A 19130-nucleotide genomic window follows, 5' to 3' on the forward strand; every position below is an offset into this window, starting at 1 on the left:
ACACTCAATAAAATTGAAAGTCGCTTTGGCCAGATTGGTCGTAGCGGCTTTCAATGCCCATGCCATACCGTGTGTGCACACAGCTAAATCAGGATACTGTTGTCACCACCAAACTGGCACTGTCTGAAGGCCGCCTGATGAGAGATTTTCGCTTCCTCTGGCTGCCTCTTGTGCCGCAACGTGCAGCTGTTTCCAAAATTTTCGATCTCTCGCCGGAAGACCAGCAAATCCTGGCCCGCGAAATCTCGCTGAGCGGACTCATCAAGAGGTGGATGTAAGGCGAAGGCTAGCACGCGCTTTGGCGTCTCAATACGATGTCACATTGCAATGATTGATGTGATATACGAAATGTGTACGGTCCCGTGTGGGATTACTGGACAGGATTGTCCGCAACAAAAGGAAGTTTGACATGAAATATCTGATGCTCGGCGCAGCAGCACTGGCGCTGACCGCTTGCGCCGCTGAAAACAAGGAAGCCGAAGCGGCTGTTGAAGAAGCGGCAGAAACAGTTGTCGAAACAGTAGAAGTTGCGGCACCAGAGCCAGCAACATCCGGCATTACGGTTGCCCCAAAAGAGCGCCAGCTCGAGCTCATCCTGGCGGCCCAGCCAGAAGAAGTGCAGGCCCGTTATGATGCGCGCAACCCGTATGAGACACTCCTTTTCCTCGGCATTGAGCCGGGCATGAATGTCGCGGAAATCCTGCCGGGCGGTGGCTGGTATTCCAAGCTCCTGCTGCCCTATCTTGGGGAAAAGGGCACTCTCCATGGGGTCGATTACGACATTGAGATGTGGCCGCTGTTTGGCGGGTTTGCCACGGAAGAATTCCTTGAAGCGCGCAAGACCTGGGCTGAAACCTGGAGTGCGCAGGCAGAAGAGTGGCGTTCTCCAGCCAGTGCCTCTTTGAACGCTTTCACAATCTCGACGGCCCCGGCAGAGGCTGCCGGCACACTGGATGCCGTGCTGATGGTCCGCGCGTACCACCATTTCAACCGCTTTGAAGATCAGGGCGGCTATGCCACGGCAGCGCTGGAAGAAATCATGACCCTGCTGAAGCCGGGCGGCATTGTTGGTGTGGTTCAGCACCGCGCGCCAGAAGGCAACAGCGATGAGTGGGCCAATGGCGACAATGGCTATGTCAAACAAAGCGAAGTCATTGCTGATTTCGAGGCCGCCGGTTTTGAACTGGTCGAAGCCAGTGAAATCAACGCCAACCCGAAAGATCAGCCAACAGAAGAAGACATGGTCTGGCGTCTGCCGCCTACACTTGGCACCAGTGGTGAGGACGAAGAGCTGCGTGCGCAGATGATGGAGATCGGTGAGACCGACCGCATGACCCTGAAATTCCGCAAGCCTGCTTAACCGTCAGGACAAAAGTCAGGAAAAATCTTTTGCAAGCTCTTCCCGGTTCGCCGGGGAGAGTACGCTCAGATGCGCATATTCAGGATGATCCGACCCGATCAGAACCTGCGTCGCAGGGGTGGTGAATTCTTTTTTCTGTGCATCATTGAAGGGAAAGTGAAAGAAGTGCACGGATGATGTTTTACCGTCCTCCGTGGTACGCTCGGCATCATCTTCCGGGACGGCATAGATTTTCTCATCGCCAACCTGAATGAAAACGTGGTTTTCGATGCCCCCCAGCCGCAGCAGAAGATTGAGGCGACGCTTTGGATCATCAATCTCGAACATCATTGTTGCCACAAGTTCACTGCCCTGTGGGATCAGCGGGTTATAGGCAGACATTTCATCGACAAGCTGTTCGTCACCGCCACGTTCAATGAAAAGCATTTCCTGTATCTGGAACAGCATCGTATCATAGCTCTCGAAATAGAAGGTACAATGTGGTCCCACATCCAGTCGCCGGCGCTTCTTGGCGGGCAGCAGTTGGGCGCGCAGCTCAGCGCGCTGACGGCCAAATTCTTCCGGTGAGATAATATCGTCAGGGGTGATGCGTCTTTCGGCAACTGGCATGTCAGAAATACTCCTCAGTCTTTATGACGTCAGGCCATAGGCCCGGGCAAAAATTTCGATTGGGTGGTCTGCGCCTGGCACATTCTCCTCGCCACTATCTTCCATAACCTGCACGAGATGCTTGCAGGCGAGGGGGCAGTCCGAGCACAGATGATCATTGCCCTTGGACTTGATCTGTCGGACGGCTGGCCGGGCAACTTTCTCGGCATAGCCCCGCGTTTCCTTCATGATGCCGAACGTACCGCCATGGCCGGAGCATCGCTCGACAATATCAACCTTGGCGTCAGGAATAAGGCGGAGCATTTCGGCAGATTTCGCGCCAACATTCTGTGCGCGTGCATGACAGGCCATGTGCACGGTGATGCCGCCATCAACATTCGAAAGACCGGGGGCAAGGCCTTCCTTCTTGGAAATATCTACCATGTATTCACTAATATCGGATACGGCAGTCGAAAGTTTCCTGATATTTTCATCTTCCGGCAGGATCAATGGCCACTCAAATTTCATCATCAGGCCACAGCTTGCTGTCAGGGCGAGTACGTCATATCCTTTCTCAATCCATGGTAACAGCTCGGTGGAAACCTTGCGGGCCTGTTCTGCGACCTGTTCAATATTCCCATGCTCAAGCTGGGGCATACCGCAGCAGGCCGGGTAGACCACTTCCGTCTCGACACCGTTCTTCGCCAGTACGGCCTGTGCAGCCTTGCCAGTATCAGGTTTGTTATAGTCAACGATACAGGTTGCATAAATAACGGCTTTGCGCCCATGCGCTGGCGCTTGTGCATTGATCTGTACAGGGTCAGTCTTTGCTCTATCAGAAAAGGTCTTGCTGACATACGTGGGCAGCTCAGCCTTGCGGTCAATGCCGGCAACATTCTCAAGCACGCCGCGCATTGCGGTGTTGCCTTTGGCGGAAGCCCAGTTGGCAAGGCCGGAAACAGGCTTGGCCATTTTGCCGTTCCGGTCCGTCTGGGCCAGCTGTGCCAGGGTGAATGGCGCACCATGTTCCTTGAACTCCGCAGCGCGGTGTCGCAGCATCAGATGCGGGAAATCAAGGTTGAATTCATGAGGCGGTACATAAGGGCATTTGGTCATGAAACACATGTCACATAACGTGCATGCATCAACGACTTTTTTGTATTCCCCCTTGTCAACACTGTCCAACTCGCCCGTCTCGGACTCGTCAATCATGTCAAACAGGAGTGGAAAACTCTCACACAGATTAAAGCAGCGCCGACAGCCATGGCAGATGTCGAAGACCCGCTCCATTTCTGCCTCAATGGCCTGTTTGTCGTAAAACTCGTCAGATTGCCAATCGAGCGGATGCCGTGTCGGCGCTTCCGTGCTGCCTTCCTTCGGGGGTGTTGAAGACATCTGGTTTCCTCCGCTTTAAAATGGCTGGGCCTCTCCGGGAGAGGCATAAGCCGACGGTGTGTTTCCGCCGTCGGCTTTGAAATATCAATCGTCCATGCTTTCCAGTGCTTTGGTGAAGCGTCCGGCATGGGATTTTTCCGCCTTGGCAAGAGTTTCAAACCAATCCGCGATTTCGTCAAAACCTTCTTCGCGGGCCGTGCGGGCCATACCGGGATACATATCCGTGTACTCATGGGTTTCACCAGCGATTGCCGCTTTCAGATTGTCGGCTGTTCCGCCAATCGGCTTGCCAGTTGCCGGGTCGCCGACAGCTTCCATGAATTCGAGGTGGCCATGCGCGTGGCCCGTTTCGCCTTCTGCCGTTGACCGGAATACGGCGGCAACATCATTATAGCCTTCAACATCTGCTTTTTGCGCGAAATACAGATAACGGCGGTTGGCCTGGCTTTCACCGGCAAAGGCTTCTTTCAGATTTTCAATCGTCTTGCTTTGTCCCAGTTCCATGAGTTTCTCTCCTCTGTTAGGGGTATGTGAAAGAGGGCCCACGGGCCGTGGGCTATAACGCGCCTGACAATAGCGAAGTCGTGGCCAAGGTCAAGTTTCTGGAATGATACTAAATTAGGCAGAGACGCGGATAATGACATCAACGCCGGTGATATTCCCGGTGCGTGGTATTTCATCAATGCCAGTAATTTTCAGGCTTTCAGCAGGGAGGTCCGTTAGCGTGCCACTATTTTCATGATAGACATGATAATGATTATCAGTATTCGTGTCGAAAAATACTGGCCCGTGTTCGACAATGATACGCTTGAGCAGCCCACAGTCAGCAAACTGGTTCAGCGTGTTATAGACCGATGCAACAGATGTCCTGATACCTTTCTGGCGAGCAACCGACACCACACTGTCTGCCGTCACATGCTGGTCTTTACCGGACAGTAACAATGTTGCCAAAGCGACGCGTATGCGCGTCGGATTGATACCAGCGGTGACCAGCTTTTCAGTTATGGTATTCTTGGTCATACGAAGAGCTTACTGCTGTCTGGCGCAGGATTCAATAATTCTCAATTCAGGAATGCCGATTTTCTGGTGAGAAAGTCAGCATCTGCAACTTCCGGTTAAAGCGCCATTAAACTCTATGCTGTTTAATCAGCCACAAGGGGAGAACAATATTGTTATTGTTCTGGAAACGCGCTGGTGACGACAAAAGCTGAAAATATCCGCAGCCTGTTCAGGGGGCGCTATCTCACCGGTATGCTGCTGATTGCGGCCCTGGCCTTTACCTCGTTGTTTGTCCTGCTGGGGCATGAAAGCTGGCAATCGGGACAGTCCCGTCAGGTCAACCTTGCTGCAACGCAAAAAGCAACCAGCCAGCGTATTGCCTTTCTGGCGAATGCGATGATGACAACCTTGAGCGACAGTGACAGGGCTGTGATCCGGGAACAGTTACGCACATCAGCACAACAGATGTTGCAGGATCACGAAGCGCTCGTGAAGCCGTATCTGGTGCGTGGGCACAGGGAGAAGCTGTCACCCATCGGGATGATCATGTTCAATGATCAAGAACCGTTCGACGCACAGGTGCGTCGTTTTGCGCAGCAGGCAATCGACCTGTCCATGTCGAAAGATGAATCTGAAGCTGCGTCAGGCGATGCTTTGCGCGAAATCAATTTGCTGGGCATGACGTCTATTCCACAGACCCATGATGTGATCGCGCATATCCTTGTTCATGAGTCTGAAAGCGCTGTGCGTCAGGCCAAGTTTACCCAGGGGGTACTAATCGTCCTGATTGTGGCACTGTTGATCCTGGAGGCGCTTTTCATCTTTGAGCCAATGGGGCGCAAGATCAGGGACAGTGTCCGGGAGGCTGACAAGGCGAGGCAGCGCGCAGAGGAAGAGGCAGCAAGTGCCTTGCGGGCAAAGCGGGCAAAGGATCAGTTCTTCCGTACCATGAGCCATGAAATGCGTACGCCGCTAAATGCCGTAACAGGCATGACCGACCTTTTGCGTGACACCTCGCTTGATCAAGAGCAGCGCGACCGTCTCGATCACCTTCACGATGCCAGTCGACATCTGCGCCATCTTGTCAATGACGTATTGGCGCTCAATCGTCTCGATACCGATGACGTCTCTTTCAATCTCTCTTTCGTATCGCTTAATCAGCAGATCAAATCCTGCATTGAAATGCTGCGCCATGAAGCGGCGCACAAGCGCGTCGATCTGAACTTCAGCAGTGACATTCCGGAAGATTATATCCATGAAACAGACAGCTTTCGGTTCCGTCAGGTTATTATCAACCTGATTGGTAGTGGTATGAAGTCAATCTCATCCGGTTTTGTTGATATTGCCATGACAGTCGAGACGGCAAGCGCTGCCGATGACGAGGTCATCCGTATATCGATTCAGAGCACAGGGTCCGGAGCTGTTGAAATCTCTCCCAAGGAAAATGCTGATGTCCGCAACCAAGCCCAGCTCATTGTAGATGCGCGGGGCGATGCCAGTGAGCTTGGTCTGGCTCTATGTCGCCAGATCATCAACAAGGCAGGTGGTGAGATGTCCACGACACTGACCAGTAGAGGGCAAAGTGTTGTTGTGACCGTGCCCATGAAGAAGACTGTTATGAAACAAAACTCAGATGAAAACAGTCAGCCATCGATTGGTGAAGTCGAGGAGAGGGGAGCTCCGGAGAAAATGAAAATTCTGGTCGCTGATGACAATATGCCGAACCGCATGATTGCCCGGGCTTTTCTTCAATCTGATCATGTTGAGATCATTGAGGTCGAGAATGGTGCAGAGGCCGTTGACGCCATGAACAGGCATGATGATATTGATCTTATACTGATGGATATTGATATGCCTGTTATGGATGGCGTTGAGGCCACATGCCGGATACGTGAGCAGAGCGAGGCGCAGGCAGTGATGCCAATCATCGCCGTGACAGCACATGTTCTGCCAGAGGATGCGAGCCTGCTTCTGGAAGCGGGCCTCACGGAAGTGTTACACAAGCCTGTGACCAAACATGAACTCTCAGTGTGTGTGAGCAGCCATGTCAAGGCGACAAGGGCGGCTTGAAGGGGCTGATATATGCGTATGTTATTGAATATTCTGGCGTTAGGGATCGCGCTTTTTATCCCGGCAGCAGCTGACGATAAGCAAGAAATCATTATTGTCGGCTCCTCCACAGTGACGCCCTTTGGACAAGCTGTCATAGATCGCATCAACGTCAGCGACACAGAGCGCTTGGTGATCGACACAACTGGTACAAGCGGGGGCATATCGTTATTCTGCCGTAGCGAGACAGATTCTTTTGCCCCAATTCTCCTGGCATCGCGCGCGATGACCGAAGAGGAAATGAATGCCTGTTCTGATCAACTGGCAGACGGAATCAGGGAATATAAAATCGGGTTAAGCGGTATTGTGCTTGCTGAAAAGGCAGGGAACAGACCACTAAAGCTGACCACCAGCCATATCTATCGCGCGCTGGCGGCTTTTCTGCCGTCCTCTGACGATGATTGCGTTTTCGTTAGGGTGTGGACTCAATTGATCCAGCATTTTGCTGCGAAGAGATATATCATGTTGATGAAGTTCCTTCGAGATTTCTCGAACCGTGTAGCCAGCCGTCTCATGTCTTTCATTTTGCAGAAGAACCGCTCGACAATATTACGCATGGCGTAAAGGCTGGTGTCATGCGGGACCGGATTGCGCGCATTGGACTTGGCGGGAATAACCGCCAACGCACCTTCATCGGCGATATCGCGCCTGATCTTCGCACTGCCATAGGCTTTGTCCAGGACCATCGCCAGAGGCGGCATCTCCCAGTCGAGGAAGACATTCATCACCTGGCTGTCATGAACATGGCCGCCAGTGACCTCAATGCGCAATGGCCTGCCATTTTCATCTACGGCCACGTGAACTTTGCTTGTGCGACCGCCCCGTGAGCGTCCAATATCTTCCGCCAGTTCCCCCTTTTTGAGCCACTCGCTGCGCGGTGAGCTTTGACAATCGAGGCGTCTATGAAGATCAGACTGTCCTCACATTCTTCAGCGAGCGCATCGAATATGCCCTTCCAGACGCCGCGCTCGCCCCACCTGTTATACCGATTGTAAGCAGTCGTGTACGGTCCATATCGTTCCGGCAAGTCCCGCCATGGCGCGCCTGTGCGCAAAATGTAAAAGATGCCGTTCAGGATCGTACGATCATCTTTGCGCTTCGGGCCGCGGCTAACCTTTGGCAACAACGGTTCAATCACCGCCCATTCTTCATCCGACAAATCAAACCGCGCCATTTAAGACTCCCTTTCGGAAATCCCTGAATCACGCTTTGCACAAACAAATCAATCAGTTAAATTGGGTACAGACCCTAGTAACAACAACAAAACCTGGCACGATGTTGACCCGGCTTTACCTAAAAGGCGCATACAGGTTTTCGGCCCACCTGCCACGTCAGGCACAAGAGGGTCGTTCCTTTCTTTGGCCATGGAGCATGGTGCCCTGCAGGATACGTGCATCCAGGTATTGAAAGCGCGTGATAAAGAGCATTTTTACAGAGTGACGCATAACGTGCGCCTTGATGGTGCCTGGGTTGATGCTGGTGAGAATAATCATACGATCATTGCAGCTATTTCCGGGATACCAGAGGCAATAGGTATACTTGGATATGCTGATGTCACCGCCTATAGCGATATCATTTCTTCACTGACGATCAATGAGGTAGCGCCGACCCTGTCCACCATCGCGTCAGGAGACTATCAGCTATCGCGGTTTCTGCGCTTTTATACAAAGCAGAATGCCGAGCAGAATAATACTCTCGTATCAAAGTTTGTCGCCGAGATGACAAGCCGGGAAGCTGTTGGGGCTTCTGGTTATCTGGTCAATCAGGGGTTGATTTCACTGGATAGCATGAGCAAGGAAACAGCCTTGCTCGATCTGAGTAACTAACGACCCTCTCAATGATGTATTGACAGCACCATCCGGCGCGCAAAGTGCGCCGTTCCCCTGACCGTGCGTTTCTGATATTGCCCTTCTGCATAGGCAATTTGAGTGCCGCCCGGTGAGGAGAGACTGATGACCAGACTGACAAGACGTGGATTCCTATCGACAACTGCAGGTGCAGCCGGAGCGGGATTGACCGCTTGCACAACGCTTACAGCGACGGCTCCCCTTTATCAGGGTGAAGTTACCTTCCGCCATGGTGTTGCCTCCGGTGATCCGTTAACGGACCGGGTTATTCTCTGGACGCGGGTGACCTCTGATGCCGTCGACGCAAGCGTGCCGGTTCTCTGGCAGGTTTATGAAGATCAGGCGCTTGAAAAACCGGTCACGTCTGGCGTCGCGATGACGAGCGCCGCGCGTGACTATACCGTAAAAGTAGACGCCACTGGTCTGGTCGCCGGGCAGGTTTACTATTACCGTTTCAGTGTGAACACGCCTGAGGGTATTCAGCACTCGGCCACTGGTCGCACACGGACCTTGGCTGCGAGCGGGCAAGCGCCTGTCAGGTTTGCCGTTGTCTCTTGCTCGAATTATCCTTTCGGCTACTTCAACGTCTACCGGGAAATTGGCAAACAGGCTGATCTCGATGCGGTTATCCATCTGGGCGATTACATTTATGAGTATGGCCGGGATGGCTATGGCGGCGATGTTGGTGAGCGGCTTGGCCGCAACCACATTCCGCCGACGGAAATCATTTCACTGGCTGACTACCGCACCCGCCATGCCCAGTATAAAAGTGACAGGGATCTGCAGTCAGCCCACGCGGCCGCGCCGTGGCTGTGTACCTGGGATGACCACGAGAGTACGAATAATTCCTACCGCACAGGGGCTCAGAACCATAATGACGGTGAGGGAGACTGGACCGTCCGTAAGCAGATTGCAACACAGGCTTACCTTGAATGGATGCCGGTGCGCGATCCGGCGCCGGGCCGCGCGCGCGAAAGCATTTATCGAAAATTCGACTTTGGCGATATCGCGACCGTTTTCTGCCTTGAAAGCCGTCTGACCGGGCGTTCAGACGAGATAAGTTGGGGGGCTGTTCTGGCGGACAAGACACCAGCAGAAATTCCGGCAGCGGCGTTTGCGACCATGCAGGCAGTCGCTGATCCCGCCCGCACGATGCTTGGTGCCACACAGGAAAACTGGCTGGCCGAAGGGCTTGAAAAATCTGCAAAGGACAAGGCGTGGCAGGTGCTCGCCAATCAGGTCATCATGGCAAAGGTAAAGCCGCCCCGGTTTGACCAAACCCTGACTGATGAGCAGAAAGCAGGGCTGCAGGGCTTCGCGGCACAGGTGGTTGGCTTTTCCCGCCTTCAGGTGCCATGGAACCTAGATGCCTGGGATGGTTTCCCGGCAGCACGGGAGAGGCTGTATGCGGCCGCTGAAAAAGCTGATGCCCGACTGGTGACGCTGACTGGCGACACCCATACGGCGTGGGCCAACACTTTGTATGATGATGCAGGCAATACACGCGGCGTCGAGTTCGGCACCACCTCTGTCAGCTCCCCGGGTCTTGGCAGCTATATCAGCAATGTGCCTGACCTCGGCCAGCAATTCGCTGATGCCAATAGAGAAGTGGACTGGTTCAAGCCCGATGGGCATGGCTGGATGCTGGTAACGCTGACAAAGCAGTCCGCAGAAACAGAGTATCATGAGGTTTCTGCGATCGATGCCGATGACTATACCACAAGTGTGGTGAAGAAAGTCAGTGTGGAGCGTTCTTGAATGACCGAGTACGATATCTATCAGGCAGATGCTTTTGCCGATGAAGTGTTCAAAGGTAACCCTGCAGCGGTGGTGCCGCTGCAGGAATGGCTACCGGATGAAACGCTGCAGGCAATCGCAATCGAGAACAATCTCTCGGAAACGGCCTATGTCATTGACAGGGGGCAGGGCAAATATGACCTGCGCTGGTTTACGCCGGGCGCAGAAGTTGACCTCTGCGGTCATGCGACACTGGCAACAGCACATATTCTTTGTACAGAGCTGGGGGCGACTGCATCCACGCTCAAATTCGCAACGCGCAGTGGTGAGCTTGTTGTTTCGCGTGACGGGCAGGTATTCATGATGGACTTCCCGGCCTATCTGAACCGACAAGAAGCAACGGACCAGATTGATTTGATTGAACAGGCGATTGGCGTTTGGCCACTGGAAGTCTGGTCAGATGCGTTTCTGCTGGCCATCCTGCCAGACGCCGGAACAGTGCGAGAGTTACAGCCGGATATCTTCCGTATTGAGCAATTAAGGCACCATGCGCATGACGGCTGCCTGTTGGTGACAGCGCCGGGCGATGACGGGTTTGATTTTGTTTCCCGGTTTTTCGCGCCAGGGGTCGGCATTCTCGAAGACCCTGTCACAGGGTCCGCCCATTGTATGACAGCCCCATACTGGGCTGAAAAACTGGGCATGTCAGACTTGTCTGCGTTTCAGGCGTCGCCACGCGGCGGCAAGGTTCAGTGTCTGGTGAAAGGCGACCGCGTGATCCTGCGTGGGCAGGCGGTGACTTACTTGCGCGGCCGGATCAGTTTCTGAAGCCCCATGCCCGGCCCCAGCAGGTGCCTGGAACGGCTGATTGCCAGCCCTGCCAGTATGGCGAGCAAGCCAATCAGGAATGTGGGCTTCAGGGGTTCCGCGTAAATCAGCATACCCATAACAATAGCCACGACCGGGGTCACATAATTGGCCATGGCCATAAACCCGGCACCGTTCTTGCGGATCAGGTTGATAATGACAATGGCCGCAATACCCGAGGGCATGATGCCGAGATAGATCATTGCCAGCCAACTCGTGCTGTCTGTCGCCGTCCAGTCCTGCCCTGAAATCAGCAGCAGAGGGGTTGCGAAGATCGCCGACGATAAAAGGGTGCCAGCAGCAAAAGTGCGGGCCGGCATCTCCGGTGCCCAGCGCATCATCACTGCATAGATGGCATAACAGACATTGGCGATAATCAACCAGAGCTGGGCTGTTACATCGCTGGAGCCGATGCCTTGCAGTGCAGCAGGGCCAATCAGGAAGATCACGCCGATCGTGCCTAGGCTGAAGCCTGTGATGCGTGAGAGTGTCAGTGGTTCACGGGCAAAGAAATAAGCCATGACAATCGTCAGCAGGGGCATGAAAGCCATATAAATCCCGGCGAGCATCGAATCGACCGTTTGCTGCGCCAGTGGAAACAGCGTGAACGGAATAGTATAACCGATCAGGCCACCCGCCAGCATGAAGCGCCAGCGTCGGTCAAGCTGGCGTTTGCCGTCTTTCACTGTCAGAAGACCTGGCAATGGTCGGCCACTTGCGTAGGCATAGCCGCACAGCAAAAGCGCGGCGACCCAAAGCCGCACACCAGAGACAACAGCAGGCTCTGCCGTCTGTACGGCCGCCTTGATACAGACAAATGCTGATCCGCCAATAAAAATGAGGGCCGCCAACATCAGCCAGTCTTTCACCGAGGCGTCACGCAGGACTGAGAGTTGTGGCTGTTCTTCGCTCATTGTCGCCAGCTAGGCTTTGTGCCGGTAAGGGTCAAGCGCTTTCTCCTGATACCCTTGTGAGAAATTGACGGCCCGTCATGCTCCGATAACGGAGGGATGATCAGTCGCACTCAGCGCGCATATGGGGGAGATTGCCGCTGTTTTCTTCGCAACTGCACAATAAGCCGTTGACTCACAAATCGAATATGCAATGGTCCGCCCGGGCCACGCTGTCCCAACGCAGCGCGACCTATCTGTAAGGATAGGAGTTACATGATGACTTTACAGAAGCCGGCAATCACGCCGGATAGACCCTTTTTTTCATCCGGCCCTTGCGCCAAGCGCCCCGGATGGTCTCTCGCAAATCTGGAAAATGCCCAGCTGGGGCGGTCTCACCGGTCAAAGCCGGGCAAGGCACGTCTGAAGGACGCCATCGACAAGACCCGCAAGGTTCTGGGCGTACCAGATGAGTATCTTATCGGCATTGTCCCGGCGTCTGACACAGGGGCTGTGGAAATGGCCATGTGGAGCCTCTTGGGGGAGCGCCCTGTCTCCGTGCTAGCCTGGGAAAGTTTCGGCGAGGGCTGGGTCACAGATGCTGTCAAACAACTGAAGATTGATCCAGTGGTCTTGCGGGCAGATTATGGTGAGATCCCTGATCTTGCACAGGTTGATCCGTCCCATGACATTGTCTTTACCTGGAATGGCACGACTTCCGGTGTCCGGGTGCCGGGTGCTGACTGGATCAGGGCAGATCGCGAAGGGCTGACCATCTGCGACGCGACATCAGCTGCCTTTGCGCAGGACCTGGACTGGCCGAAGCTCGATGTTGTCACATACTCATGGCAGAAAGTAATGGGCGGTGAAGCAGCCCATGGTATGCTCATTCTCGGTCCGCGTGCTGTTGACCGGCTGGAAAGCTATACGCCGCCCTGGCCGTTGCCGAAAATTTTCCGCCTGACCAAGGGCGGTAAACTGAATGCCAGCATTTTCGAAGGCGCGACTATCAATACTCCGTCCATGCTTTGTGTTGAAGACTATATCGACGCGCTGGACTGGGCAGAGAGCCTCGGGGGCCTGTCAGCGTTACAGGCGCGGGCAAATGCCAATCTGGCAGCCCTTGAAAACTGGGTTGCCAGAACTGAGTGGGTGGATTTTCTGTGTGCCGATGAGGCCATCAGGTCCAATACCTCCGTCACCCTGAAAATCACTGACAGCCGGGTAGCAGCCATGTCGGCTGACGCGCAGCGCGCGTTTGTGAAGCAGATGGAAAAACACCTTGAGGTCGAGAAAGCCGCTTTTGACATTGGCGGGTATCGCGATGCCCCGCCGGGCCTGCGTATCTGGTGCGGGGCCACAGTCGAGACGCGGGATGTGGAAAACCTCACGCCATGGCTTGATTGGGCGTTCGAGACGGCACTGGCGGCAGAATAGGCAATTTACACCATGGTGAATACAGCTATACTCCGGCCCAGTCGCAGGGGATATATACATGAACTTGACCAGAACACTTGCCGTTTCACTGGTTTCACTGGCCGCGTTGGGCTTCACCGCCGCGCAGGCAGGGATCGAGGAATTTCGAATCGGCATCGCCAAGCACGACGTGGAACTGACGGGCGACGATCCGCGCGAGAGCGGCGTCAACATTCAACCGCAAATCGTCTTTACGTCGCCGGATTTCCTGCGCTTCATTGCGTCACCCAATCCTTATCTGATCGCGTCCATCAACACAGATGGCGAGACCAATTTCGCTGGCGGCGGCCTCCTCTACAAGCGGGACTTTGGTCAGTCGGACTGGTTCTGGGAGCTGGATGGCGGTCTTGTCTATCAGGATGGTCGCACCGATCTGCCGCCACCAATCGAAGCAGCAGAGCGCGAGCGCATTCTGGCAACAGAAATTACTTTCGGATCAGAATTGCAATTCCACTTTGTGGCGGGCGTTGGCAAGGCCGTGTCCGACAAATGGGATGTACAAGCCTATTTCGAGCATCTTTCTCACGGCCAGATTCTCGGCGACACAGAGAAGAACGAGGGCGTCGAGAATGTCGGCCTCAAATTCGGGCGTCGCTTCCGTTAGACATTTGTGAACAGTCAGCCGCAGCGCTGACTGCCCGCAATATATTATATGCATCATCAGCCTTGCTGTTTCCACAGCAGGGCTTTTTTTGTGTTCCCACCTTTCATCTTCAAGGAATGACCAATGCCTAAAATTCTTATCTCTGACAAACTAAGCCCCACTGCCGTACAGATATTCAAGGATCGCGGCCTCGACGTGACCTATGAACCTTCGTTGGGTCCCGACGCGCAAGAACTGCTGCGTATTATCCCTGAATTTGACGGGCTGGCCGTGCGTTCTGCCACCAAAGCGACGCCTGAGCTTATTGCGGCTGGTCGGAACCTGAAAGTTATTGGGCGTGCGGGTATTGGCGTTGATAATATCGACATTCCCTCTGCGACCAGTGCCGGCATTGTGGTGATGAATACACCCTTTGGCAATTCCATCACCACGGCAGAGCACGCGATTGCGATGATCTTTGCCGCTGCTCGCCGCATTCCGCAGGCGAATGAAAGCACACATGCCGGGAAGTGGGAAAAGTCGAAATTCATGGGTACGGAGCTTTACGGCAAGACACTGGGTCTAATTGGCTGTGGCAATATTGGCTCCATCGTTGCCAGTCGCGGCATTGGCCTTGCCATGAAGGTTGCTGCCTATGATCCCTATCTCACACCTGAGCGCGCCCAGGAACTGGGTATCGAAAAACTGGACCTGGACGAGTTGCTGGCCAAGGCTGACTTCATCACATTGCACACGCCATTGACGGACCAGACGCGCAATATCCTCTCTGCCGAGAATATAGCCAAAACCAAAAAGGGCGTGCGTATTGTCAACTGCGCGCGCGGTGGCCTGATTGATGAAGCAGCTCTGCGCGCAGCGCTGGATGAGGGGCATGTGGCGGCGGCGGCGCTGGATGTGTTCGCGGAGGAACCCGCCAAAGAGAATGTGCTGTTCGGTCACGAAAATGTCGTCTGTACACCTCATCTGGGTGCTTCAACATCTGAAGCACAGGAGAATGTTGCTATCCAGGTTGCCGAGCAGATGTCAGACTATCTTTTGACAGGGGCTGTAACCAACGCGCTCAACATGCCGTCCGTGACGGCGGAAGAAGCACCGAAATTGAAACCGTTTGTCAGCCTTGCAGAGAACCTTGGCTCGTTCGCGGGGCAACTCACGGAAACAGGTGTGCGTGAAATCATCATCACTTATGCCGGGCCTGTCAGTAAGCTGAATACCAAGCCGCTCACGTCAGCCGTGATTGCCGGCGTGCTGGCGCCAATGCTGCAAGGGGTAAACATCGTCAGTGCGCCCGCGGTTGCCAAAGAGCGTGGCATCGTCGTCACAGAGACCTTCACTGATGCGGCGCAGAACTTTGGCAGCACGATACAGCTCCAGATCACCACAGAGCGGTACAAGCGGACCGTAACCGGGGCCCTGTTTGGCGGTGCACCGCGCATCGTTGAAATCAAGGGAATTGAGATGGAAGCCACTTTTGCGCCGCATATGCTCTATGTCACCAATGATGACAAACCAGGCCTGATCGGCGCGCTGGGTGTGCTGCTGGCTGAGGCAGGCCTGAATATCGGGACATTCAATCTGGGCCGGAATGAAGATGGCGCGATTGCCATCGTCGCCGTAGACAGTGAAATCACCGATGCATTGCTGCAGAAAGTCAGTGACTTGACGCATGTACGTCAGGCCAAGAAATTGCAGTTCTGATCAGGACCGAAAGCTGGCCCGAAAGTTGGCCTGACATCGTTTCCGGCTTTCAGGCAGTTGTGCTTTAGAACAACGCCGGGCAGGTGCCAAAAAAAACGCCTCGCCCTTTGTAACCTGCACATTCAGGCCAAAAGGGCGAGGCGCTGTTTGTTTCGGGTGAAAGAGCCTAGGCTCAGGACCTATTAATCTTGTGATCTGATACGAACGGTGATTCAAGATTGCAAAGGAGGCTTTGCAATGAGCGATTTGATTTGGTTATCGAAAGAGCAGTTGTCACGGATTGAGCCGTATTTTCCTTTATCCCATGGTGTTCCGCGCGTTGACGACAGGCGTGTATTGTCCGGGATCATCTTCGTGATCCGCAACGGTTTGCGCTGGCGTGATGCGCCGAAGGAATATGGTCCGCACAAGACTTTATACAATCGCTTTATCCGCTGGAGCCGCTTGGGCGTTTTTGATCGCATCTTTTCGAACCTGTCTGCGCAAGGGGACGTTTCCGAAACGCTGATGATTGACGCCACGCATTTGAAAGCCCATCGCACCGCGTCCAGCCTTTTAAAAAAGGGGCTTTTCCCAGGCACATTGGACGCACAAAAGGCGGCTTGAACTCAAAACTTCACGCCGTTGTCGATAACATGGGACGCCCGCTGATCATGTGCCTGACGGCTGGACAGACAAGCGATCATATCGGCGCAAAGCTGATCTATCCGGCACTGCCGGAGGGCGCGAAAACCCTGATCGGCGACAAGGGTTACGATAGCGATGAGTTTCGCAGTGCTCTCACCGCTAAAAACATTCAGCCCTGCATCCCACCGCGAAAAGGACGGCGTCATCCAGCGGAGTTTTGCGAAACTCTCTATAAACAACGCCACAAAGTCGAGATCATGTTCGGAAGACTGAAAGACTGGCGGCGCGTCGCCACCCGCTATGACCGCTGTGCTCACACATACTTCTCAAGCATCTGCATCGCAGCTACGATGATCTTCTGGATCAATCAATGAGTCCTGAGCCTAGAACTTCTTGCCCACAGCCGTCACAACCTGATGGCGCTCAGTGTCATCGTCATAATCAGTATAGCGATATTCGACTTTGGCAAAGAGGTTGCGCGGCAGGGCGAATTCACCTCCAAAGCCGACGCGTAACCCGTCATCAAAGGCTTCTGCACCATTGCCGGTCAGCTGTGAATTGACCAGCGCCACAAGCGTATAAACTGTCAGGTCATCGCGCAGGAGGTAGCCCAGCTTGCCGCCCACTTCTACATCACGGCCTGTATCAACGCCGCCTGCGAAAGACGTGCTGGACCATTCGATACTGGTAAACGCCCCAATGATCAGTTTTGACATCTGGTGATCATACCCGAGAGAAAACCCCCACAAGGCACCATCTTCTTCAATGCTGCCCGCAACAGGATCCTCTGTTTCAAAAGAGTCATAGCCAAGACGCAGTTCTGCGCGCGGTCCGGACAGAACGCTGGACTTTGCATCGCGCGCGCCAAGGCGTGAGTCTGCAGCAGATGCAGCGGAAACCGCCCGGGGGTTGAAGGTGTATTGTTGCGGCTGGGCTTTCGCTGTGCCCCAGCCAGCCAGCAGGGCCATGGAAAGCCCCAGGAAAAATTTGGATCGTTTCATCTCATGCGCTCCGGTGTTTGCATGAGGCGTGTTGTCAGCGCCCAGGCCTTAACGCCGGGTTAACCATAACACTGAGCAGTGTTTCAGTGTGTCGGGTCGGCCACAGCTTTTTGCCCGAATTTGCGGTTTGACCGGGGCAGGACGATCCGTCATGTATCCGCTTTGATTTCGGCCCCGCTGTGTCGACTCACGGCATAGAGGCTCTTCTAGTTCAGCAAGGCAAAAAACATGGCAGATGTAGCAGTAATCGGCGCACAATGGGGCGATGAAGGCAAAGGCAAGGTCGTGGACTGGCTCTCCGCCCGGGCAGAAGTGGTGGTGCGCTTTCAAGGTGGCCACAATGCCGGTCACACGCTCGTGGTGGATGGGGAAGTTTACAAACTGTCCCTGCTGCCCTCCGGCATTGTTCGAGAAGGTAAGATGTCAGTTATCGGAAATGGTGTGGTGGTGGACCCATGGGCACTGGCCGAAGAAATTGCCCGGTTACAGAAGCAGGGCGTTTCCATCTCGCCCGTCAATCTGGTCATTGCAGAAAATGCGGCGCTCATTTTGCCGCTGCATGGTGAACTGGATGCCTTGCGAGAGGCCGCCGCGGGTGACGGAAAGATCGGCACCACCAAGCGCGGCATTGGCCCTGCTTATGAAGACAAGATCGGGCGCCGGGCCATTCGCCTGATTGACCTCGCCCATCCGGGGTCTCTCAAGGAAAAAGTAGAGAAACTCCTGACACACCATAATGCCTTGCGGCGGGGTTTAGGGGAGCAGGAAATTACCCCTGATGAGCTGGTTGCGAAGCTAAAAGAAGTGACGCCAAAAGTTCTGCCTTTTGCCGGCCCTGTGTGGAAACTGCTGCATGATGCACGCAAGGCAGGCAAACGAATCCTGTATGAAGGCGCGCAAGGGGTCTTGCTGGATGTGGATCATGGCACCTATCCTTATGTTACCTCGTCCAATGTAGTGGCCGGGCAGGCGGCAGCAGGCACAGGGCTCGGGCCAAAAACCAGCGGCTATGTGCTGGGTATCGTCAAGGCTTATACAACTCGCGTTGGCGAGGGCCCGTTCCCGACAGAAGACCATGGTGAGCACGGACAAATTCTGGGCGAACGGGGGCGCGAGTTTGGCACGGTCACGGGGCGCAAGCGGCGCTGTGGCTGGTTTGATGCCGTGCTGGTGCGCCAGTCGCTTAAAATTTCCGGTGTGGATGGCATTGCCCTGACCAAGCTGGATGTGCTGGACGGCCTGCCGGAACTGAAAGTCTGTGTCGGCTATGATCTTGATGGCAAACAGCTTGATCATTTTCCGGCGGGCATGGATGCCCAGTCGCAGGTAAAGCCGGTTTATGAAACCATTCCCGGCTGGAGAGACTCAACGGAAGGTGCGCGCAGCTGGGCTGACTTGCCCGCGGAGGCAGTCAAATATGTGCGCCGCCTTGAGGAGTTGATCGAGTGCCCGGTGGCGCTGGTCTCCACCTCGCCAGAGCGAGAGGACGTGATCCTCATGCGTGACCCTTACGAGAGTTAAGCCGATGAACTTCTACGGTCTGAAAAATTGCGACACCTGCCGTATAGCTATGAAAGAACTGGATGCAGCAGGTATCGCCTATGCGTATATTGATGTGCGGGCAGATGGTGTGCCTGCTGGCACTCTGTCTGGCTGGATCGACCAGATGGGAGCAGATAAGTTGGTCAATCGCCGCTCTACAACCTGGCGCAATCTGACAGAAGCCGAGAAGGCATCAGCGGAAGATAACGCAAAGTTGCTCTCCCTGTTGCAAGCAAACCCGACGCTCATCAAGCGCCCGGTGATCGAGCAGGGGGCAGGTATTTATGTTGGTTGGCAGGAGTATGTACAATCAAGAAATTTTTAAGCCAAGCCTACGAAATAGTGCTTTGCCACCGGTTGAATTCTTGGATAAACTCGCACCCCGAGCTT

19 protein-coding genes and 1 pseudogene are annotated in these 19130 nt (G+C 54.4%); 13 read left to right on the forward strand and 7 right to left on the reverse strand.

Annotated features, from left to right (window positions below; genetic code table 11):
• The first annotated feature begins 53 nt into the window (after positions 1-53).
• Both RAL90_RS02135 and RAL90_RS02140 read left to right on the forward strand, forming a co-directional pair.
• Positions 54-278: a hypothetical protein gene (locus RAL90_RS02135; RefSeq protein ID WP_306252889.1), complete on the forward strand. Its 225-nt coding sequence runs from the start codon at positions 54-56 to the stop codon at positions 276-278.
• Between the two features lie 131 nt (positions 279-409).
• Positions 410-1360, forward strand: coding sequence for a class I SAM-dependent methyltransferase (locus RAL90_RS02140; protein WP_306252890.1), 951 nt, complete (start codon positions 410-412; stop codon positions 1358-1360).
• A 15-nt stretch (positions 1361-1375) separates the two neighbouring features.
• Here RAL90_RS02140 and RAL90_RS02145 read toward each other — a convergent pair whose 3' ends face one another.
• From RAL90_RS02145 to RAL90_RS02160, 4 genes are all read right to left on the reverse strand, one after another.
• The gene (locus RAL90_RS02145; protein ID WP_306252891.1) at positions 1376-1969 is read right to left on the reverse strand and encodes a DUF3501 family protein; all 594 of its coding nucleotides are present in this window, start codon (positions 1967-1969) and stop codon (positions 1376-1378) included.
• 21 nt (positions 1970-1990) lie between these two features.
• A complete protein-coding gene (locus RAL90_RS02150; RefSeq protein WP_306252892.1) occupies positions 1991-3343 on the reverse strand; it encodes a (Fe-S)-binding protein in 1353 nt (450 codons plus the stop codon).
• An 84-nt stretch (positions 3344-3427) separates the two neighbouring features.
• Positions 3428-3847 (reverse strand): rubrerythrin family protein, encoded by a 420-nt coding sequence (locus tag RAL90_RS02155; protein WP_306252893.1) that lies wholly within the window; start codon positions 3845-3847, stop codon positions 3428-3430.
• Between the two features lie 114 nt (positions 3848-3961).
• Entirely contained in the window at positions 3962-4363 is a 402-nt protein-coding gene (locus tag RAL90_RS02160) for a Fur family transcriptional regulator (protein WP_306252894.1), read from the reverse strand.
• A 174-nt stretch (positions 4364-4537) separates the two neighbouring features.
• On the opposite strand from RAL90_RS02160, the gene RAL90_RS02165 reads away from it, so the two are divergent.
• Both RAL90_RS02165 and RAL90_RS16245 read left to right on the forward strand, forming a co-directional pair.
• Positions 4538-6412, forward strand: coding sequence for a response regulator (locus tag RAL90_RS02165; protein WP_306252895.1), 1875 nt, complete (start codon positions 4538-4540; stop codon positions 6410-6412).
• A gap of 18 nt (positions 6413-6430) precedes the next feature.
• The gene (locus RAL90_RS16245; protein WP_372340494.1) at positions 6431-7015 is read left to right on the forward strand and encodes a substrate-binding domain-containing protein; all 585 of its coding nucleotides are present in this window, start codon (positions 6431-6433) and stop codon (positions 7013-7015) included.
• Here the strand turns inward: RAL90_RS16245 and RAL90_RS16250 are convergent.
• Positions 6898-7598 (reverse strand): annotated as a pseudogene (locus RAL90_RS16250) (IS5 family transposase); the annotation flags it as partial. The gene RAL90_RS16245 and the pseudogene RAL90_RS16250 overlap by 118 nt on opposite strands.
• Positions 7599-7686: 88 nt before the next feature.
• Here RAL90_RS16250 and RAL90_RS02180 point away from each other — a divergent pair.
• From RAL90_RS02180 to RAL90_RS02190, 3 genes are all read left to right on the forward strand, one after another.
• Positions 7687-8277, forward strand: coding sequence for a PstS family phosphate ABC transporter substrate-binding protein (locus RAL90_RS02180; protein ID WP_306252896.1), 591 nt, complete (start codon positions 7687-7689; stop codon positions 8275-8277).
• Positions 8278-8403: 126 nt separating this feature from the next.
• Positions 8404-10056, forward strand: coding sequence for an alkaline phosphatase (locus RAL90_RS02185; RefSeq protein ID WP_306252897.1), 1653 nt, complete (start codon positions 8404-8406; stop codon positions 10054-10056).
• Complete coding sequence (locus RAL90_RS02190) at positions 10057-10863, forward strand: PhzF family phenazine biosynthesis protein (RefSeq protein ID WP_306252898.1); 807 nt, start codon at positions 10057-10059, stop codon at positions 10861-10863.
• Here the strand turns inward: RAL90_RS02190 and RAL90_RS02195 are convergent.
• Entirely contained in the window at positions 10836-11816 is a 981-nt protein-coding gene (locus tag RAL90_RS02195) for a DMT family transporter (RefSeq protein WP_306252899.1), read from the reverse strand. The genes RAL90_RS02190 and RAL90_RS02195 overlap by 28 nt on opposite strands.
• 255 nt (positions 11817-12071) lie before the next feature.
• Here RAL90_RS02195 and RAL90_RS02200 point away from each other — a divergent pair, with 255 nt between their 5' ends.
• From RAL90_RS02200 to RAL90_RS02215, 4 genes are all read left to right on the forward strand, one after another.
• Positions 12072-13229: a phosphoserine transaminase gene (locus RAL90_RS02200; protein ID WP_372340495.1), complete on the forward strand. Its 1158-nt coding sequence runs from the start codon at positions 12072-12074 to the stop codon at positions 13227-13229.
• 58 nt (positions 13230-13287) lie between these two features.
• Positions 13288-13872: an acyloxyacyl hydrolase gene (locus tag RAL90_RS02205; RefSeq protein ID WP_306252901.1), complete on the forward strand. Its 585-nt coding sequence runs from the start codon at positions 13288-13290 to the stop codon at positions 13870-13872.
• A 123-nt stretch (positions 13873-13995) separates the two neighbouring features.
• A complete protein-coding gene (gene serA / locus RAL90_RS02210; RefSeq protein ID WP_306252902.1) occupies positions 13996-15570 on the forward strand; it encodes a phosphoglycerate dehydrogenase in 1575 nt (524 codons plus the stop codon).
• Between the two features lie 237 nt (positions 15571-15807).
• Positions 15808-16571, forward strand: a protein-coding gene (locus RAL90_RS02215; protein WP_306252903.1) for an IS5 family transposase whose coding sequence is annotated in 2 segments (ribosomal slippage) — positions 15808-16141 and positions 16141-16571 — 765 coding nt in all. Because the reading frame shifts where the segments join, the coding sequence is not laid out codon by codon here.
• A gap of 9 nt (positions 16572-16580) precedes the next feature.
• Here RAL90_RS02215 and RAL90_RS02220 read toward each other — a convergent pair.
• Positions 16581-17198 carry an outer membrane protein gene (locus RAL90_RS02220; protein ID WP_306252904.1) on the reverse strand — a complete coding sequence of 206 codons (618 nt, stop codon included), beginning with the start codon at positions 17196-17198 and terminating at the stop codon, positions 16581-16583.
• Between the two features lie 228 nt (positions 17199-17426).
• On the opposite strand from RAL90_RS02220, the gene RAL90_RS02225 reads away from it, so the two are divergent.
• Both RAL90_RS02225 and RAL90_RS02230 read left to right on the forward strand, forming a co-directional pair.
• Positions 17427-18719, forward strand: a complete 1293-nt coding sequence (locus RAL90_RS02225) for an adenylosuccinate synthase (protein WP_306252905.1) — start codon at positions 17427-17429, stop codon at positions 18717-18719.
• A 4-nt stretch (positions 18720-18723) separates the two neighbouring features.
• Entirely contained in the window at positions 18724-19065 is a 342-nt protein-coding gene (locus RAL90_RS02230) for a Spx/MgsR family RNA polymerase-binding regulatory protein (protein ID WP_306252906.1), read from the forward strand.
• The last annotated feature ends 65 nt before the right edge of the window (positions 19066-19130 follow it).

The organism is Parvularcula sp. IMCC14364 (assembly GCF_030758415.1).
Lineage (GTDB): Bacteria > Pseudomonadota > Alphaproteobacteria > Caulobacterales > Parvularculaceae > Aquisalinus.

Coding starts and splice junctions, on each gene's coding strand:
- RAL90_RS02140 (WP_306252890.1), top strand. CDS start 410: ATGAAATATCTGATGCTCGGCGCAGCAGCACTGGCGCTGACCGCTTGC.
- RAL90_RS02205 (WP_306252901.1), top strand. CDS start 13,288: ATGAACTTGACCAGAACACTTGCCGTTTCACTGGTTTCACTGGCCGCG.
- RAL90_RS02135 (WP_306252889.1), top strand. CDS start 54: ATGCCCATGCCATACCGTGTGTGCACACAGCTAAATCAGGATACTGTT.
- RAL90_RS16245 (WP_372340494.1), top strand. CDS start 6,431: ATGTTATTGAATATTCTGGCGTTAGGGATCGCGCTTTTTATCCCGGCA.
- RAL90_RS02225 (WP_306252905.1), top strand. CDS start 17,427: ATGGCAGATGTAGCAGTAATCGGCGCACAATGGGGCGATGAAGGCAAA.
- RAL90_RS02190 (WP_306252898.1), top strand. CDS start 10,057: ATGACCGAGTACGATATCTATCAGGCAGATGCTTTTGCCGATGAAGTG.
- RAL90_RS02185 (WP_306252897.1), top strand. CDS start 8,404: ATGACCAGACTGACAAGACGTGGATTCCTATCGACAACTGCAGGTGCA.
- RAL90_RS02150 (WP_306252892.1), bottom strand. CDS start 3,343: ATGTCTTCAACACCCCCGAAGGAAGGCAGCACGGAAGCGCCGACACGG.
- serA (WP_306252902.1), top strand. CDS start 13,996: ATGCCTAAAATTCTTATCTCTGACAAACTAAGCCCCACTGCCGTACAG.
- RAL90_RS02230 (WP_306252906.1), top strand. CDS start 18,724: ATGAACTTCTACGGTCTGAAAAATTGCGACACCTGCCGTATAGCTATG.
- RAL90_RS02200 (WP_372340495.1), top strand. CDS start 12,072: ATGACTTTACAGAAGCCGGCAATCACGCCGGATAGACCCTTTTTTTCA.
- RAL90_RS02145 (WP_306252891.1), bottom strand. CDS start 1,969: ATGCCAGTTGCCGAAAGACGCATCACCCCTGACGATATTATCTCACCG.
- RAL90_RS02160 (WP_306252894.1), bottom strand. CDS start 4,363: ATGACCAAGAATACCATAACTGAAAAGCTGGTCACCGCTGGTATCAAT.
- RAL90_RS02220 (WP_306252904.1), bottom strand. CDS start 17,198: ATGAAACGATCCAAATTTTTCCTGGGGCTTTCCATGGCCCTGCTGGCT.
- RAL90_RS02155 (WP_306252893.1), bottom strand. CDS start 3,847: ATGGAACTGGGACAAAGCAAGACGATTGAAAATCTGAAAGAAGCCTTT.
- RAL90_RS02195 (WP_306252899.1), bottom strand. CDS start 11,816: ATGAGCGAAGAACAGCCACAACTCTCAGTCCTGCGTGACGCCTCGGTG.